We start from the raw sequence: 16,188 nt of genomic DNA on the forward strand, positions 1-16,188 counted from the left end.
TTTTTTTCTTTAACGACTAGCGGGCCTCCTTTCCTCTCCTACGCTCTGCGGCGCATGGGGTCATCCGGCCCGGTTTCACCCAATCATTGAACTCAAAAGGAGCCGCAGAAATGGCTAGAGATAAAGCGAAAGACGACAAGCATTTCAACTGATGCAAAGCCCCACAGGTTCGTCCTGGGGGCTTTTTCTGTGTTTGATAAGAGGTGTCGGCAGACGCAGAACCAGAGCTTGAGAGCCTAAACCAGAAACGAAAAAGCCCCGTAGATTTTCATCTACGGGGCTTTTTCTATGTATGGCGGAGAGATAGGGATTCGAACCCTAGGTACCGGTGAAGGTACAACGGATTTCGAATCCGTCCCATTCGGCCACTCTGGCATCTCTCCAACGGCGCGCATCATAACAACACTTTTACCGAAAGCAAACCCTCTTTCGAAAAAATCTGCGTGCTATCAGATGCTTGCGTCGATTAAAGCGGTACGCCCAGACGATTGGCGACTTCTTCGTAGGCTTCGATAACGTCACCGAGGCCCTGACGGAAGCGGTCCTTGTCCATCTTCTTCTTGGTGTCCTTGTCCCACAGACGGCAGCCGTCCGGGCTGAACTCGTCGCCCAGGACGATGGAGCCGTCGCTGAATACGCCGAATTCAAGCTTGAAGTCGACCAGCAGCAGGCCGGCGTCGTCGAACAGTTTGCTCAGGACTTCGTTGACCTTGAGCGACAGTTCTTTCATGCGGACCAGTTGCTCGGCGGTGCCCCAGCCGAATGCCACAACGTGGGATTCGTTGATGAACGGGTCGCCCTTGGCGTCGTCCTTCAGGAACAGTTCGAAGGTGTACGGATTGAGCTTGATGCCCTCTTCCACACCCAAGCGCTTGACCAGGCTGCCCGCGGCGTAGTTACGCACGACGCACTCGACCGGGATCATGTCCAGCTTCTTCACCAGGCACTCGTTGTCGCCCAGCAGTTTGTCGAATTGGGTCGGAATACCGGCCGCTTCGAGCTTCTGCATGATGAAGGCGTTGAACTTGTTGTTCACCATGCCTTTGCGGTCGAGCTGTTCGATGCGCTTGCCGTCGAACGCCGAAGTGTCGTTGCGAAACAGCAGGATCAAGCGGTCAGCGTCGTCGGTCTTGTAAACCGATTTGGCTTTGCCGCGGTAGAGTTCTTCACGTTTTTCCATGATGGGCTCCGCTTGCTAAGTAGGTGGGCTAGGCGATGTGGCGCCAGTCGAGCCCTGAATCTTGATCGGCCAGTTGCAGCCAGTCCGGGTCGCACCCAAGGGTGTCGACAAAACATTGTCGGGCCAGCTGCGGCAAGTTGTTCTTGCTGCTCAGATGAGCCAGGACCAGATGTTGCAGCCCCTGCCAGCCCAGCTCGGACACCAGGAATGCCGCCTGATGGTTGTTCAAATGTCCCAGCTCGCCGCCCACCCGCTGCTTGAGAAAGTACGGGTAATGACCACGGGCCAGCATGTCACGGCAATGGTTGGATTCGATCATCAACGCATCGAGATCCCGATAACCGTCCAGCACCCGCTCGCAGTAGGAACCCAGGTCGGTCAGCAGGCCGAAGCGCCGCTGCTCGATGTCACTGAATACATACTGGGTCGGTTCCTGCGCATCGTGGGCCACGGCAATGACCCCGATATTCAGTGCACCGATCTGCAGTTGCTCGCCGCCGGCCAGAAAGCCTGCGGGCTCAATCGGTTTGCGCATCCCGCGCAGTGTGCCGCGACTGAGGTAGACCGGCAGATTGTAGCGCCGAGACAGCAAACCCACGCCATGCACGTGGTCGGCATGTTCGTGGGTTACGAGTATCGCGCTCAGTTGCGCCGGGTTTACACCCAGGCGCAACAGGCGTTTTTCGGTTTCCCGCAGGGAAAAACCACAATCCACCAGCACATACGTATCAGCACTGGCGATCAGCGTGCCGTTCCCTTGGCTACCGCTGCCGAGAACGGCAAAACGCATGTGATCAGCCCAGGTTGTCCTGAATTACGCTCAACACTTTGCGCGCCACGTCAGCCGGCGCAACGGTGTTGATGTTTTTCTCGACGGTCACCTGAATGTTCTCGCCAACCTTGCTCAGGCGAACCTGATAACGCTCGGCACGGGCTTCAACTTCTTCCTTGCTCGGCGCGCTGCCGAACAGGCCGCTGAAGAAACCAGGCTTGTCGTCTTTGTTCTCGGCTTTTTCGGCCAGGTTGATGTAGTACAGGCCCAGGCTGCGGTTGATGTCTTCAACACGCCATTCACCTTGTTCCAGTGCACGGCCAACGCTCGACCAGGCACGGTCAAGGTCGGTACCGACGTTCAACACCGGGTTACCGCTGCCGTCTTCGTTGAGACTGACGCGGCTCGGGGTATCGAAATCACGGGACGCCAGCATCGACACCGAACCGCCCTTCTCGGAGATACGGCTCATGCTCGCGAGCATGTCGTCGACCAGAGCGGCGTCCAGACCCGTGTTGACCGACCGGTTGGTGAAGGCCACATCGGCGCTGCTGCCGGCAGGACGCTCGGCGCTGACCACGTAGATTTCACTGGTGTTGCGCTGCACGCCTGGCTCGATCCGCACACGAACGCGGGTTTCGCTGTCGGTGCTGACGCCGGCTGCGCTCAGACGCTTGGCCATTGCTGCCGACAGCTCGTCGGAGTGCTGCCAGGTGGTGGTGAATTCGCCGGTTTGCGGACGCTGTTCATCCAGACGGAAACCGTTGTCCTGGAAGAACTGCACAGCCACTGGCCAGACTTCGGCCGGTGGATGCTGGGCCACGACCCAACGGGTATCGCCACTCTTCTGCAGCGAGTAGTCGCTGGCATCGGCAACGGCCGACAACGGCTGAGGACGTGGAACCACGTACTCGCCCTTGGCGGTGTCGTCAGCGACGTTGCGCGGGATCGGCAGCAGCGGATCCAGACGCTTGGAAGTGCTGACGTCCGCTGGCAGTTGCATCGGTGCAGTCTGTTGCGCTTGCAGGTAATCGCTACCACGGTCGCGGAAATAACCTTCCGGCCCCCAGACCCATCCGCAGCCGCTGGTGCTGGAGATAATCAAGGCAAGTGCGGAAAGTCCGGCCATTCGCTTCATGCGTTGTACTTCCTCAATTAAACCAGGACGCTGCACTGGCGCAGGGCCGAGCGAAGCGTTTCATGACAAGGAGTGCTCAGCCAGGTGAGTGGCAGGCGGATGCCTTCGTGCATCAGGCCCATTTCAACCAAAGCCCACTTCACCGGAATCGGGTTGGCTTCGATGAACAGGTCTTTGTGCAGCGGCATCAGTTTTTCGTTGATGGCCCGTGCGGTCTCGGCGTCGCCCTTGAGCGCGGCCTCGCACAGATCAGCCATTTCGCGCGGAGCGACGTTGGCAGTAACAGAGATATTGCCCTTGCCGCCCAGCAGGATCAGTTCGACGGCGGTTGGATCATCGCCGGACAGCACGATGAAGTCCTTGCTCACGCCATCGATGATCGCTTTGGCACGGACCAGATCGCCGGTGGCTTCCTTGATGCCGATGATGTTCGGCACGGTGGACAGGCGAATCACGGTCTCGGCCTGCATGTCGCAAGACGTGCGGCCAGGAACGTTGTAGAGAATCTGTGGGATGTCGACCGATTCAGCGATGTGTTTGAAATGCTGATACAAGCCTTCCTGAGTCGGCTTGTTGTAGTACGGAACGACCAGCAGGCAGGCATCGGCGCCGGCTTCCTTGGCGTTGCGGGTCAGCTCGACGGCTTCGCGAGTCGAGTTGGCGCCGGTGCCGGCGATCACCGGAATGCGGCCTGCAACCTGTTTGACCACGGCTTTGATGACGGCGATGTGTTCTTCTACATCAAGGGTTGCCGACTCGCCGGTAGTACCGACCGCGACAATGGCATGGGTGCCGTTCTTGAGGTGGAAGTCCACGAGTTTGCTGAGGCTGTCCCAGTCAAGACGCCCTTGTGCATCCATGGGAGTGACCAGTGCCACCATACTGCCCGCAATCATGAAACCGCTCCTGCCGGAAAAAGAGAGCGGTAATGGTACTGGCGCCAAGATGCTTGCACAAGCAAAGTACTGCGCTGCCGCCATTCCCCTTGGCGTCGCTTTTCGCTACCCTTCAGACTTTGATCGGTACTGATCAGCTTGTACGCCGGGTTTCAGCCTCCCTTTTCGGCCTCCCAGGCCCCGTTCCAGCGTCGCATCGACGCGCTCCCGTTGAGTGGAGCGAGCCGCGAGCGCTTGCCGGGGCTTTCTGAACGGACAGCCTTAATGGGCACACGGGCACTCTGCGGCGATCAACGCCCGTAAACCTACCGACCGCTCATCGCTTTAGGAATGCTGCATGTCCACCCCCACAGTTCGCGAACAATTCCTTGTCATCAGTGCCCTCGGCGCCAACCCCATGGAGCTGACTAACGTCCTGTGCCGCGCCAGCCATGAAAATCGCTGCGCCGTGGTTACATCCCGCCTGACCCGCCATGGCGAGTGCAGCGCGCTGATTCTCGAAATCTCTGGCAGCTGGGACGCCCTCGCACGCCTGGAAGGCAGCCTGTCAGGTCTCGCCAAGAAGCACGCGTTCACCGTCAACGTGGTGCGCAGCGCACCATTGGAGAACCGTCCGCAGGCGCTGCCATACGTGGCTTACGTCAGCTCGGCGTATCGTCCGGACATCATCAATGAGCTGTGCCAGTTCTTCATGGATCACAATGTCGAACTGGAAAACCTGACGTGCGACACGTATCAGGCACCGCAGACCGGTGGCACCATGCTCAACGCCACGTTCACCGTGACCCTGCCGGCCGGCACCCAGATCAGTTGGCTGCGTGATCAGTTCCTGGATTTCTCAGACGCCATGAACCTCGATGCCCTGATCGAACCCTGGCGCCCACAAAACCCAATGTAAGGAAGCTTTCATGGCCGTTGTCATCGACCAACCGGTTGCGGATTTCGAAGCACCTGCCACCAGCGGGCAAACCGTCAGCCTGTCTGCCCTGAAGGGCAAGCAAGTGGTGATCTACTTCTATCCGAAGGACAGCACCCCGGGCTGCACCACCGAGGGTCAGGGCTTTCGTGATCAGTACGCGGCGTTCAGGGCCGCCAATACGGAAATCTTCGGCATCTCCCGCGACAGCCTGAAGTCTCACGAGAACTTCAAGGGCAAGCAGGAGTTTCCGTTCGAGCTGATCAGCGACAAGGACGAGGCTGTCTGCCAGTTGTTCGACGTGATCAAGCTCAAGAAGCTTTACGGCAAGGAATACCTGGGTGTTGATCGCAGCACGTTCCTGATTGATAAGGACGGCGTGCTGCGTCAGGAATGGCGTGGCGTGAAGGTGCCGGGGCATGTCGATGCGGTCCTGGCTGCCGCTCAAGCGCTGAATAAAGCCTGAGGATCAAAAAGATCGCAGCCTGCGGCAACTCCTGCATGTTCGATGTCCGATCGCATATTGTGCGGTGACACCGAAAACTGCAGGAGCTACCGCAGGCTGCGATCTTTTGTTTTAAAGCAGCGGCGCCACCACGGGTTCCTTACGCGGCCAGGCATCGAGCACTGCCTTGAACAGCGTCGCCAGAGGAATCGCAAAGAACACACCCCAAAAACCCCACAACCCGCCGAACAGCAGCACCGCGCAGATAATTGCCACCGGGTGCAGGTTGACCGCCTCGGAAAACAGCAACGGCACCAGCACGTTGCCATCCAGTGTCTGGATGATTCCGTAGACCGCCATCAGATAAATGAATTGATCGCTCCAGCCCCACTGGAACAACGCAATCAGCAGCACTGGCACGGTCACCACTACCGCGCCGACATACGGCACCACCACCGACAAACCGACCAGCAACGCCAGCAGCGCGGCATAGTTGAGCCCGAGTGCGACGAAAGCGATGTAAGTCACACCGCCGCAAATCACGATCTCGATGCCTTTGCCGCGAATGTAATTGGCGATCTGCCGGTTCATTTCCTGCGCCACTCGCGTGATCAGCGCCCGCTCACGTGGTAGGTAGCCGCGCACCCACTCGCCGATCATTGCCCGATCCTTGAGGAAAAAGAACACCAGGATCGGTACGAGCACCAGATAGATCATGATGTTCACCAGCAGCGGCAGACTCGACAGCGAAAACGTCAACGCCCACTGGCCGAACTTGCCGATCTCGCCGCGCGCGGCCTCGATCGCCTGCAACACTTGCTCATCGGAGACCAGATGCGGATAGCGCTCCGGCAGCAGCAGCAGCAAAGATTGCCACTTGGCGAGCATGCCCGGCAGCTCATTGAACAGCGTAATCAACTGGTGCCAGAGCAGCGGCAACACCACGACAATGAACAGCATCAGCGCGCCCATGAACAGCGCAAACACCAATCCCACCGCAACAGCGCCTGGTACGCGCAGACGCTCCAGCGTCACCACCAGGCCCTGCATCAGGTATGCCAGCACCATCCCGGCCAGTACCGGCGCGAGCATGCCGCCGAGGGTGAGCACCGCGGTAAACGCCAGCACCAGCAGCACGGCAAGCACCACGGCTTCCTCATCGGAGAAGTAGCGCTGAATCCAGTCGCGTAACACTTTGAACATCAATAATCCTTAGGTTTTGGCGATGTCGGTTTCAGGCTTTTTTCAACCAGTAACGGTAGACGCCCGCTTCGTCTTCTTCGCGCAGCAGCGTATGACCGGCCAACTTGGCAAAGGTGCGAAAGTCGCGCTGGGAGCCCGCATCGGTGGCGATCACCTTGAGCACCGCGCCGCTTGCAAGCTTGTTGAGTTCCATTTTTGCCTTGAGCAACGGTAACGGACAATTCAGGCCGCTGGCGTCCAGCTCTGCGTCATGGGCTAAAGCGTCAGTCATTGCGTCACTCCGTATCAGGTCAGTCGAGCAGCCTAGAATATCTGGTCGCAAGCCCGGTGTCCGGCTACAGTAAGGTCTTTGTCTTCTAAGGCTTTGTGCATGACTTTTCTGCGCCCTACCCTGCTGACGCTCGCTTGCCTGCTCGCCTCACCAGGCTTTGCCGACGATCTGCCGTCACTCGGCGACGCCAGTTCTGCCATCGTCTCGCCGCAACAGGAATACCAGCTCGGTCGCGCCTGGCTGGCCATGTTGCGCAGCCAGGTTTCACAGCTAAATGATCCGCAACTCAAAGACTATGTCGAATCCAGCGTTTACAAGCTGGTGGAGACCAGCCAGGTCAGCGACCGACGCCTGGAGTTCATCCTGATCAACAGCCCTCAGCTCAACGCCTTCGCGGCGCCGGGCGGCGTGGTCGGGGTCAACGGCGGTTTGTTCCTCAACGCACAGACCGAGGGCGAATACGCTTCGGTGCTGGCTCACGAATTGGCTCACCTGTCGCAGCGCCACTTTGCGCGCGGCGTCGAAGCTTCGCAACGCATGCAAGTGCCGATGATGGCGGCGCTGCTGGCCGGCATCGTGATTGCAGCGGCCGGCGGCGGTGACGCCGGGATCGCGACCATTGCCGGTACTCAGGCAGCGGCGCTTCAGGAGCAGCGGCGTTTCTCCCGCCAGAACGAGCAGGAGGCCGACCGTATCGGCATCCTCAATCTGGAAAAGGCTGGATACGACCCACGCTCGATGCCAACCATGTTCGAGCGCTTGATGCGTCAATACCGCTTCGACGCCAAACCACCGGAATTCCTGCTGACTCACCCGGTGACCGAATCACGGATCGCCGACACCCGCAACCGCGCCGAACAGGCCAGGCCCGGAGGCATCGAAGATACCAAGCGTTATCAGCTGATTCGCGCCCGCGTGCAGTTGATCTACGAAGAGACACCAGGACTGGGCGCCAAGCGTTTCCGTGCGCAACTGGACGAGAACCCTCAAAACGACGTGGCCCGCTATGGTCTGGCCATCGCGCAGATCAAGGGCGGTCAGTTGAACGAGGCGCGGGAGAACCTCAAACAGTTACTGGCCAAAGCTCCGAACGAGATCATCTACAACCTCACTCAGATCGATCTGGACATCACCAACAATCGCCTGCCCGATGCCCAGTCGCGGGTTGAGCGAATGCTCACGCAATACCCCGGCAACTATCCACTGAATCAGGTTCGAGTCGATCTTCTGCTCAAGCAGAACCGCGCGGCGGATGCCGAAAAAGCGCTGGAAGGATTGCTCAAGACTCGCCCGGATGATCCGGATGTCTGGTATCAGGTTGCCGAAACCCGTGGCTTGTCTGGCAACATCATTGGCCTGCACCAGGCGCGTGCCGAATACTTTGCCTTGGTCGGCGATTACCGTCAGGCGATCCAGCAACTGGATTTCGCCAAGCGCAAGGCTGGCAGCAACTTCCCGCTGTCCTCGCGGATCGATGCCCGCCAGCGCGAGCTGATGGAGCAGGAACGCATGGTCAAGGACATGATGGGCTGACGCTTCTTCGCGATTGAAATGCTTCAGGCATAAAAAAACCGCCTCTTTCGAGGCGGTTTTTATTTACCGCTCAATCCGGATTATTCAGCCAGCTTGAAGGTGATGAAGCTCGCACGGCCTTGACGCAGAACGCGCATCGACACCGAACGGTTCTTCGGCAGCGCCTTGGCGATCTCGGCGAACTCCTTGCTGGAGCCGATGGCCTGGTTGTTCAGGTGAGTGATGACATCACCCGGTTGCAGACCGATCAGGGCAGCAGGACCGTCCTGCACTTCCTTGATCACCACACCACCTTTGAGGTCGTAGGTTTTCTTCTGTTCAGCCGTCAGCTCGGCCACGGCAACGCCGAGGCGGTTGCTGCTGGTTTCAGCGCCAGACTTCGGCAGCGCATCCAGCTCTTTTTCTTCATCCGGGATAGCGCCAACCGTCAGCTCGACGTTTTTGCGCTTACCATCACGGATCACTTCCAGATTGGCTTTCGCGCCAGACTTCAGTGCGCCAACCAGATGCGGCAAATCGGCAGACATGACGATCGGTTGACCGTTCATGCTCAGGATCACGTCGCCCACTTGCAGACCGCCCTTGGCAGCCGGACCGTCATCCTGAATCTGTGCAACCAGCGCACCGGCCGGTTTATCAAGCCCGAACGATTCGGCCAGATCCTTGTTAACTTCCTGGATGACTACGCCCAGCCAGCCGCGGCTGACCTTGCCACCGCTCTTCAATTGATTGGAAACGTCCATCGCCACATCGATAGGGATCGCGAACGAAACGCCCATGAAGCCGCCGGAACGGGTGTAGATCTGCGAGTTGATCCCGACCACTTCACCGTTCAGGTTGAACAGCGGGCCGCCGGAGTTGCCCGGGTTGATCGGCACGTCGGTCTGGATGAACGGCACGTAGTTTTCGTTCGGCAGGCTGCGGCCAACGGCGCTGACGATGCCTTGGGTAACGGTGTGGTCAAAGCCGAATGGCGAACCGATTGCCACTACCCACTGACCAGCTTTCAAATCCTGGGATTTGCCGAGTTTGAGTACCGGCAGATCCTTCCCTTCGATTTTCAGCAGGGCCACGTCGGAACGCGGATCGGTGCCGACCAGTTTGGCTTTCATTTCGCTGCGATCAGCCAGACGGACGAGAATCTCGTCTGCATCGGCAATCACATGGTTATTCGTCAGGATGTAGCCATCCGGGGAAATGATAAAACCCGAACCCAACGACTGCGCTTCACGCTGACGATCGCCACGCGGCGAACGCTGCTGAGGTGGCATGCCGCGTTCGAAGAACTCGCGCAGCATTGGCGGCAAGCCTTCAAGGTCAGGCATCTGCTGGTTGACTTTGCGATCCGGCAGTTTCTGCGTGGTACTGATGTTCACCACCGCCGGCGAAGCCTGTTCGACCAGTTGGGTGAAATCAGGCAGATCGGCCGCTTGCGCAGCAGGGATCGCCTGACCGAGCAACAGCACGGTGGCGAAAATGGAGAGATAAGACTTCAAGCTAGGTATCGACATACAGCTCCCGTTACGACGAGCAGGGTTAAGCGATATGGAGCAAGGAACACCGGAAACCACCGTCCGGCATTTTTGTTCCGGGAACAACAAACAAGGCCAGAGCCGTGAGGCTCTGACCTATAAAAAACTTTTGGAGTATTTGCAAATGAAAATGCTCAGCAAACATTTCCAGCTCTCGACGACGAAGTGGAAATGAATGTAATCAGCTCACTGCTTGCTGGTTGCAGAGACATCTTGATTACGCATCGACAGCGCGATTCGTTCGGCGGTGCCAATCGGAATCTCGCCGACAACCGTCACCATTATTTCGCCCTCAGGTGTCGTCAGGCGTCGGGATACCGCGACAGTAGGGCCTAACTGCGTCCGGGTGTCGGTAACGGTAGCGCCGTTCAAAGGCTCAAGGAAAACCGAAAAGCGCGCCAGACCATCGTCGTACATCAGACTAGTAACCTGAACCTTGGTTTTTGGGTCTTTGTGCGACGTGCTGCTGGTCAGCTCAAAACCCGGCGGTAGCCAGTCCGAATGCCACATCTGAGCGGTCTTGACGGCAGAAGCCTTGTCACTGTCGAGGCTAATAACCTTGCAGTCGGCATCTGCCAGCAAGTCTTTATCCGTCGGGACATTGTCAGTATCGAGGCTGGTGAACTGGAAACGTTCGAGCAATTGCCCCTTGTCGTTCAACAGCAACGACTTCAGCGGCAAACCGGTTTGCTTGTCCAGGTGCAACTCAAAACCGTAACGGTGCTGGTCACGAGGCGTCAGCGATACGATCACTGCGTCTCGACCAGCCACGCGCGACTTGCCAACGACGGCAAGTTCATACCAGTTTTTCAGCTTTTTGGGATCGAGAGGACGGGCGGCAGCGTTCGGAGAATCTCCCAGTCCTGCAATCAGGGTGCCGCTCACGCATTGAGTATGTCCATCAATGCGCACGACTTCCTGTGCCGAACCGTCGAGCTGAAGCAAACGCTCGCGGACCTGACCATTCTGGACACGATGCCAGATGTTATGGGTAGAAAAACTACCGTTACGCTCGTAAACGAAAGTACCGTGAAAGCTTTGCTGCTGCTCGGCCTGGCCCAGACGGATCAACCAGTCCTGGGCCTCATCAGCGTGGGCTGGAACAACGAACCAGCCACTGAGCAGAAGCGAAAGTAGAGGTATGGCGCGCATGATCCTCCTTATTGGTTTTCCAGGCTTGCGGCACGTGCATAAGGCAACGCGCTTTCAGTACCTTCGAGCGCAGCTTGCTGAGCATGCTGGCGCAGGTAGCTTGGCAGACGCTGATCATGCCAACCCGGTTGACCTTGCAATACACCGTTGGCCATTGGGCCTGTGGCTTCGGAGCTCTCGCTGTAGCCTGCCAGAACAGCCGGGCCTTTGACCTGCGGAGTGGCCAGGGTTGGCTGGTTGGACTGCTGGGCCAGTTCAACACCGGCAATTTCGTCCTGGTTGTACAGGCGAACACCAGCCAGAACGGCAACAGTTACCGAGGCTGCAACAGCCAGACGGCCGAGGTTGCGCCATGGGCTGCGAGATACTTTGGCCGGGGCCGTTTCGTCTTCCAGCGCAGCAGACACTGCCGCAGCGATATCCAGACGTGGCAGCAGCAGATCCTTGTGCATGGCTGCCCGAGCGATCTGGTAACGAGCCCAGGTTTCACGGGTTTCAACGTCGTCCAGCGCATTGATCACTCGACGCAATTCCAGTTCGTCCGCTTCGTTATCCATCACTGCGGACAGCGATTCCTGCAGGGCTTCACGACTCATGGCGTTCCTCTCTTGGCTGTCGCCGCTGTCTCAGTTTTCCTGCAACAACGGCTGCAGGGCTTTATCGATGGCTTCCCGAGCGCGGAAAATCCGGGAGCGCACGGTACCCACCGGACACTGCATGACGCTCGCAATGTCCTCGTAACTCAGACCATCGAATTCACGTAAAGTTAAAGCCGTACGCAAATCCTCTGGTAGTTGCTGAATGGTTCGATGGACGGTGCCTTCGATCTCATCCCGCAACAGTGCTCGTTCTGGTGATTCGAGATCCTTGAGGCCATGATCGCCGTCGTAGAACTCTGCATCCTCAGAGCTTACATCGCTATCCGGCGGCCGACGGCCGCGTGAAACGAGGTAATTCTTTGCCGTGTTGATGGCAATACGATACAGCCACGTATAAAACGCACTGTCACCGCGAAAGTTTCCAAGTGCTCGATACGCCTTGATAAAGGCTTCCTGAGCTACGTCCTGGGCTTCATGGGTGTCGTGCACAAAACGCACGATCAACCCGAGAATTTTGTGCTGATATTTCAGCACCAGCAGATCGAAAGCTCGCTTGTCGCCACGTTGAACGCGCTCGACCAGCTGCTGATCCTCTTCCTGGGTTAGCATGAACACTCCTCGATAGGCCCGGAGGAGACTTGCATAACTAAACGACCAGACTTGCAAACATAGACTCGGGCTTTTCGCAAAAGTTCTCCCCCTCCAAGCAAGTTTCCTGCGGGCTCTGATTTGGCACGCACGAAAAACGCAGCGCGGGATAAACCGGCTGCGCGAATAATCTTGTCATCGGTTTCGCCGGTAGGAACCCAGATCGCAGATTCCTCACTGAAACCGACACTGTCCCTTTTTCTGGCACGGTCTATTGATCTTGGGCCTTTGGCAAAAGTTCCAATTATTTATAGCCGCACCTGCCCGACATTGAGCAACACTGAACGGAAAAAGGCTGTTTCAGCGCCGATACAGTCGCCTTCCCCCGAAACCGAGGAAAAATTCTTCCGACGAAGTACCCGGCTTTTTCCGTCACAGTAGTTTCACAATGCCATCTGGGCACGGCTATTGTGCCGACCTGCCCCTCTATATACTAGTGGGCTGTGTGGCTGTCTTGACTCGCCGATTCAGGTGTCATGCGCCAACCCCGACCCGGGTCGCTTTGAGCGGAATGCTGAAATGAGCCAACAGTTCCAACACGATGTTCTGGTCATTGGCAGCGGTGCTGCCGGTTTGAGTCTTGCGCTGACCCTGCCAGGTCATCTGCGCATTGCCGTATTGAGCAAGGGCGATCTCGCCAACGGCTCGACGTTCTGGGCCCAGGGCGGAGTCGCTGCCGTGCTGGACGACACCGATACTGTCGAATCCCACGTCGATGACACCCTGAATGCGGGCGGCGGCCTGTGCCATGAGGACGCCGTACGCTTCACAGTCGAACACAGCCGCGAAGCCATCCAGTGGCTGATCGACCAAGGCGTGCCGTTCACTCGCGACGAACAGTCCGGCACTGAAGACGGCGGTTTCGAATTCCATCTGACCCGCGAGGGCGGCCACAGTCACCGGCGCATCATCCATGCAGCCGATGCTACGGGCGCTGCGATCTTCAAAACATTGCTGACCCAGGCCAAAGAGCGCTCGAACATCGAACTGCTGGAACAGCGGGTGGCAGTCGATCTGATTACCGAACGACGTTTGGGCATGGACGGCGATCGCTGCCTCGGTGCCTATGTGCTCAACCGCGCGACCGGCGAAGTCGACACCTACGGCTCGCGCTTCGTGATTCTGGCCTCTGGTGGCGCGGCCAAGGTTTACCTCTATACCAGCAATCCCGACGGCGCCTGCGGTGATGGCATCGCCATGGCCTGGCGCTCGGGCTGCCGGGTGGCGAACCTGGAATTCAACCAGTTTCACCCCACCTGTCTGTACCACCCACAGGCCAAGAGTTTCCTGATCACTGAAGCCCTGCGTGGTGAAGGCGCGCATTTGAAGCTGCCGAACGGCGAACGCTTCATGTATCGCTTCGACAAGCGCGCCGAACTGGCGCCGCGCGACATCGTCGCCCGGGCCATCGACCATGAAATGAAGCGTCTGGGCGTCGACTGCGTCTATCTCGACATCAGCCACAAACCCGAAGCGTTCATCAAGACGCACTTCCCGACTGTTTATGAGCGCTGCCTGGGCTTTGGCATCGACATCACCAAACAACCGATTCCGGTCGTTCCCGCCGCGCACTACACCTGCGGCGGCGTAATGGTCGATCAGCATGGTCGCACCGATGTGCCGGGCTTGTACGCCATCGGCGAAACCAGCTTCACCGGCCTGCACGGTGCCAACCGCATGGCCAGCAACTCGTTGCTGGAGTGTTTCGTCTACGCCCGGTCGGCGGCGGCAGATATTCTGGCGCAACTGGATGACGTCACAGCGCCAAGCACCCTACCCGTCTGGGACGCCAGCCAGGTGACCGACTCTGATGAAGACGTAATCATCGCGCACAACTGGGATGAACTGCGGCGATTCATGTGGGACTACGTTGGCATCGTGCGGACCAACAAGCGCTTGCAACGGGCTCAACATCGCGTGCGTCTGCTCCTGGACGAGATCGACGAGTTTTACAGCAACTATAAAGTCAGTCGCGATTTGATCGAGCTGCGCAATCTCGCGCAAGTGGCGGAGCTGATGATCAGCTCGGCCATGGAACGCAAGGAAAGTCGCGGCCTGCATTACACCCTCGACTACCCTGGCCTGCTGCCCGAAGCGCTCGACACTATTCTGGTGCCGCCCACCTACGTCGGCTGAACTTGAGCCGCACTCGCAGGCGTCGATGCAAATCCGTCGCCTGCGAGTCCCGTGGTACGCAGATCGATCTGACGCGCCACTCACCGCGCAAACGAAAACGCAGCACCACGATCAGCGGCAGTGCAAGGCTGTCCGGTCGCAACTGCACCGCTTGCCAGCCATCCGCCTGATTCCACAATTGCCAGCCGTCGCCGTCTCGACGCAAACCGCGCATTGCCTTGGGATGACTGAGCAGAATCTGCCGCGGCAACACCCAAAACCCGTGAAGCAGGCAAACGAAAGCCCCGAGCAAGCTCGCCCATAAGGGAATGGAAAGCACAAACAAGGCACCCAGAGCGAATGCCTGGGCCAACAGATACGCCGCCAGCAACTGCCGTGAGGCATGCCAGCGGCATTCGGACGTATTACTTGGGCTGAACACGATCCAGGATCATGCGAACCATGCGTTGCAGCTCCGGATCTTCGGACTCGTTGCGCTCCATGAACCAGCCGAACATGTCCTGATCCTCGCAAGTCAGCAGACGGACATACAGATCGCGATCGACTTGGTTCAGGTTTGCGTAAACCTCCTGCACAAATGGCACCAGCAACACGTCAAGCTCAAGCATGCCGCGACGGCTGTGCCAAAAGAGGCGATTCAGTTCAACTTGTTCGACCATGGGGCCCTCCTCAAATTTGGCGGCAAGTATACAGCCCATATGCCGCTCGCACAGTCGGCTTTGGTCGGGCACCACCGATCCTTTATCAACTACCCATTTCAACAACGCGCCCTTATGATGTGCCCCAGTCTATTTACCCTGCGAAGACCCATGGCCGATTCTGCTTTTTTCTGCACCCTGTCTCATGAAGGCGTTCTCGCGGTCCGCGGCGCGGATGCCGGAAAATTCCTGCAAGGCCAGTTGACCTGCAATATCAATTACCTGAGCGAAACAGCATCCAGCCTGGGCGCTCGCTGCACGCAAAAAGGCCGGATGCAATCGAGTTTCCGCATTCTGCTCGAAGGCGACGGTGTGCTGCTGGCGATGGCCAGCGAATTGCTCGAGCCGCAACTGGCGGACCTGAAGAAGTACGCGGTGTTCTCCAAGTCGAAACTGACCGACGAAAGCGCCGCCTGGGTGCGTTTCGGGCTGAGGTCGGGCGATGCAGCGCTGAGCAGTCTCGGCCTGGATCTGCCCATTGAGACCGACAGCGTGGTACGCAACGACGGCCTGATTGCAATTCGCGTCTCGCCGGATCGTGCCGAACTGTGGGTACCCGCCGATCAGGCGCAAACCATCAAACACACGTTGTCGATAACCCTGCCTGAAGGTGAACTGAACCAGTGGCTGCTCGGCCAGATCCGCGCCGGTATCGGTCAGGTCATGCCCACCACCCGCGAGCTGTTCATCCCGCAGATGCTCAACCTGCAGGCCGTCGGCGGCGTGAGTTTCAAGAAGGGTTGTTACACCGGTCAGGAAATCGTCGCGCGCATGCAGTACCTGGGCAAACTCAAGCGCCGTCTGTATCGCTTGAGCCTCGACGCCACACAATTGCCGGAACCCGGCACGCCATTGTTCGCGCCGAGCCACAACAGTTCGATCGGCGAAGTCGTACTGGCTGCTGGCGCCGGGCAAAACATTGAACTCCTGGCAGTGTTGCAGGCCGAAGCTGCAGAAGCGGGTGATCTGCATTTGGGCACCCTTGAAGGGCCTGCGCTGCATCTGCTCGATTTGCCCTACGAACTGGATCGCGACCGCGAAATCCAGCGCTGATCGCAGCATTTGTTGC

General features: G+C 58.3%; 17 protein-coding genes and 1 tRNA gene. 5 read left to right on the forward strand and 13 right to left on the reverse strand.

The features are described 5' to 3' along the window. Positions 1 to 293 precede the first annotated feature (293 nt). From IEQ42_RS01455 to dapA, 5 genes are all read right to left on the reverse strand, one after another. Positions 294 to 383 (reverse strand) — tRNA-Ser (locus IEQ42_RS01455). Positions 384 to 466: 83 nt separating this feature from the next. Further along, positions 467 to 1,180: a phosphoribosylaminoimidazolesuccinocarboxamide synthase gene (gene purC, locus IEQ42_RS01460; RefSeq protein WP_042558078.1), complete on the reverse strand. Its 714-nt coding sequence runs from the start codon at positions 1,178 to 1,180 to the stop codon at positions 467 to 469. Positions 1,181 to 1,208: 28 nt separating this feature from the next. Next, positions 1,209 to 1,970: an MBL fold metallo-hydrolase gene (locus IEQ42_RS01465; RefSeq protein ID WP_210702330.1), complete on the reverse strand. Its 762-nt coding sequence runs from the start codon at positions 1,968 to 1,970 to the stop codon at positions 1,209 to 1,211. Between the two features lie 4 nt (positions 1,971 to 1,974). Continuing rightward, the gene (gene bamC, locus IEQ42_RS01470; protein WP_210702331.1) at positions 1,975 to 3,090 is read right to left on the reverse strand and encodes an outer membrane protein assembly factor BamC; all 1,116 of its coding nucleotides are present in this window, start codon (positions 3,088 to 3,090) and stop codon (positions 1,975 to 1,977) included. 17 nt (positions 3,091 to 3,107) lie between these two features. Then, positions 3,108 to 3,986 carry a 4-hydroxy-tetrahydrodipicolinate synthase gene (dapA, locus tag IEQ42_RS01475; RefSeq protein ID WP_042558075.1) on the reverse strand — a complete coding sequence of 293 codons (879 nt, stop codon included), beginning with the start codon at positions 3,984 to 3,986 and terminating at the stop codon, positions 3,108 to 3,110. A 337-nt stretch (positions 3,987 to 4,323) separates the two neighbouring features. Here dapA and IEQ42_RS01480 point away from each other — a divergent pair, with 337 nt between their 5' ends. Both IEQ42_RS01480 and IEQ42_RS01485 read left to right on the forward strand, forming a co-directional pair. After that, entirely contained in the window at positions 4,324 to 4,884 is a 561-nt protein-coding gene (locus tag IEQ42_RS01480; protein WP_047300076.1) for a glycine cleavage system transcriptional repressor, read from the forward strand. A gap of 10 nt (positions 4,885 to 4,894) precedes the next feature. Continuing rightward, positions 4,895 to 5,368, forward strand: a complete 474-nt coding sequence (locus IEQ42_RS01485; protein ID WP_210702332.1) for a peroxiredoxin — start codon at positions 4,895 to 4,897, stop codon at positions 5,366 to 5,368. Positions 5,369 to 5,479: 111 nt separating this feature from the next. Here the strand turns inward: IEQ42_RS01485 and IEQ42_RS01490 are convergent, their stop codons facing one another. Together IEQ42_RS01490 and IEQ42_RS01495 are read right to left on the reverse strand one after the other, a co-directional pair. Further along, complete coding sequence (locus tag IEQ42_RS01490; protein ID WP_042558072.1) at positions 5,480 to 6,550, reverse strand: AI-2E family transporter; 1,071 nt, start codon at positions 6,548 to 6,550, stop codon at positions 5,480 to 5,482. 31 nt (positions 6,551 to 6,581) lie between these two features. Next, the gene (locus IEQ42_RS01495; RefSeq protein ID WP_210702333.1) at positions 6,582 to 6,821 is read right to left on the reverse strand and encodes a sulfurtransferase TusA family protein; all 240 of its coding nucleotides are present in this window, start codon (positions 6,819 to 6,821) and stop codon (positions 6,582 to 6,584) included. A 99-nt stretch (positions 6,822 to 6,920) separates the two neighbouring features. Here IEQ42_RS01495 and IEQ42_RS01500 point away from each other — a divergent pair, with 99 nt between their 5' ends. Continuing rightward, positions 6,921 to 8,354 carry a M48 family metalloprotease gene (locus IEQ42_RS01500; RefSeq protein ID WP_210702334.1) on the forward strand — a complete coding sequence of 478 codons (1,434 nt, stop codon included), beginning with the start codon at positions 6,921 to 6,923 and terminating at the stop codon, positions 8,352 to 8,354. Positions 8,355 to 8,434: 80 nt separating this feature from the next. Here the strand turns inward: IEQ42_RS01500 and IEQ42_RS01505 are convergent, their stop codons facing one another. The 4 genes from IEQ42_RS01505 to rpoE all read right to left on the reverse strand — a co-directional run bounded on the left by IEQ42_RS01505 (position 8,435) and on the right by rpoE (position 12,246). Continuing rightward, positions 8,435 to 9,865: a DegQ family serine endoprotease gene (locus IEQ42_RS01505; RefSeq protein ID WP_210702335.1), complete on the reverse strand. Its 1,431-nt coding sequence runs from the start codon at positions 9,863 to 9,865 to the stop codon at positions 8,435 to 8,437. A gap of 207 nt (positions 9,866 to 10,072) precedes the next feature. Beyond that, positions 10,073 to 11,038, reverse strand: a complete 966-nt coding sequence (locus tag IEQ42_RS01510; protein WP_210702336.1) for a MucB/RseB C-terminal domain-containing protein — start codon at positions 11,036 to 11,038, stop codon at positions 10,073 to 10,075. A gap of 8 nt (positions 11,039 to 11,046) precedes the next feature. Next, the gene (locus IEQ42_RS01515; protein ID WP_210702337.1) at positions 11,047 to 11,634 is read right to left on the reverse strand and encodes a sigma-E factor negative regulatory protein; all 588 of its coding nucleotides are present in this window, start codon (positions 11,632 to 11,634) and stop codon (positions 11,047 to 11,049) included. A 30-nt stretch (positions 11,635 to 11,664) separates the two neighbouring features. After that, positions 11,665 to 12,246: an RNA polymerase sigma factor RpoE/AlgU gene (gene rpoE / locus IEQ42_RS01520; protein WP_003172477.1), complete on the reverse strand. Its 582-nt coding sequence runs from the start codon at positions 12,244 to 12,246 to the stop codon at positions 11,665 to 11,667. 558 nt (positions 12,247 to 12,804) lie between these two features. Between rpoE and nadB the strand changes: the two genes are divergently transcribed. Beyond that, the gene (nadB, locus tag IEQ42_RS01525; RefSeq protein WP_210702338.1) at positions 12,805 to 14,421 is read left to right on the forward strand and encodes an L-aspartate oxidase; all 1,617 of its coding nucleotides are present in this window, start codon (positions 12,805 to 12,807) and stop codon (positions 14,419 to 14,421) included. Here the strand turns inward: nadB and IEQ42_RS01530 are convergent. Beyond that, positions 14,390 to 14,842: a protein YgfX gene (locus IEQ42_RS01530; RefSeq protein WP_210702339.1), complete on the reverse strand. Its 453-nt coding sequence runs from the start codon at positions 14,840 to 14,842 to the stop codon at positions 14,390 to 14,392. The two genes, nadB and IEQ42_RS01530, sit on opposite strands and share 32 nt — an antisense overlap. Next, on the reverse strand, positions 14,826 to 15,080 hold the full coding sequence (locus IEQ42_RS01535; protein WP_042558064.1) for an FAD assembly factor SdhE: 255 nt from the start codon (positions 15,078 to 15,080) through the stop codon (positions 14,826 to 14,828). Before IEQ42_RS01535 ends, IEQ42_RS01530 begins: the two co-directional genes overlap by 17 nt. Before the next feature lie 150 nt (positions 15,081 to 15,230). On the opposite strand from IEQ42_RS01535, the gene ygfZ reads away from it, so the two are divergent. Next, complete coding sequence (gene ygfZ, locus IEQ42_RS01540; protein ID WP_210702340.1) at positions 15,231 to 16,172, forward strand: CAF17-like 4Fe-4S cluster assembly/insertion protein YgfZ; 942 nt, start codon at positions 15,231 to 15,233, stop codon at positions 16,170 to 16,172. The last annotated feature ends 16 nt before the right edge of the window (positions 16,173 to 16,188 follow it).

The organism is Pseudomonas iridis, assembly GCF_017980685.1.
GTDB lineage: Bacteria > Pseudomonadota > Gammaproteobacteria > Pseudomonadales > Pseudomonadaceae > Aquipseudomonas > Aquipseudomonas iridis.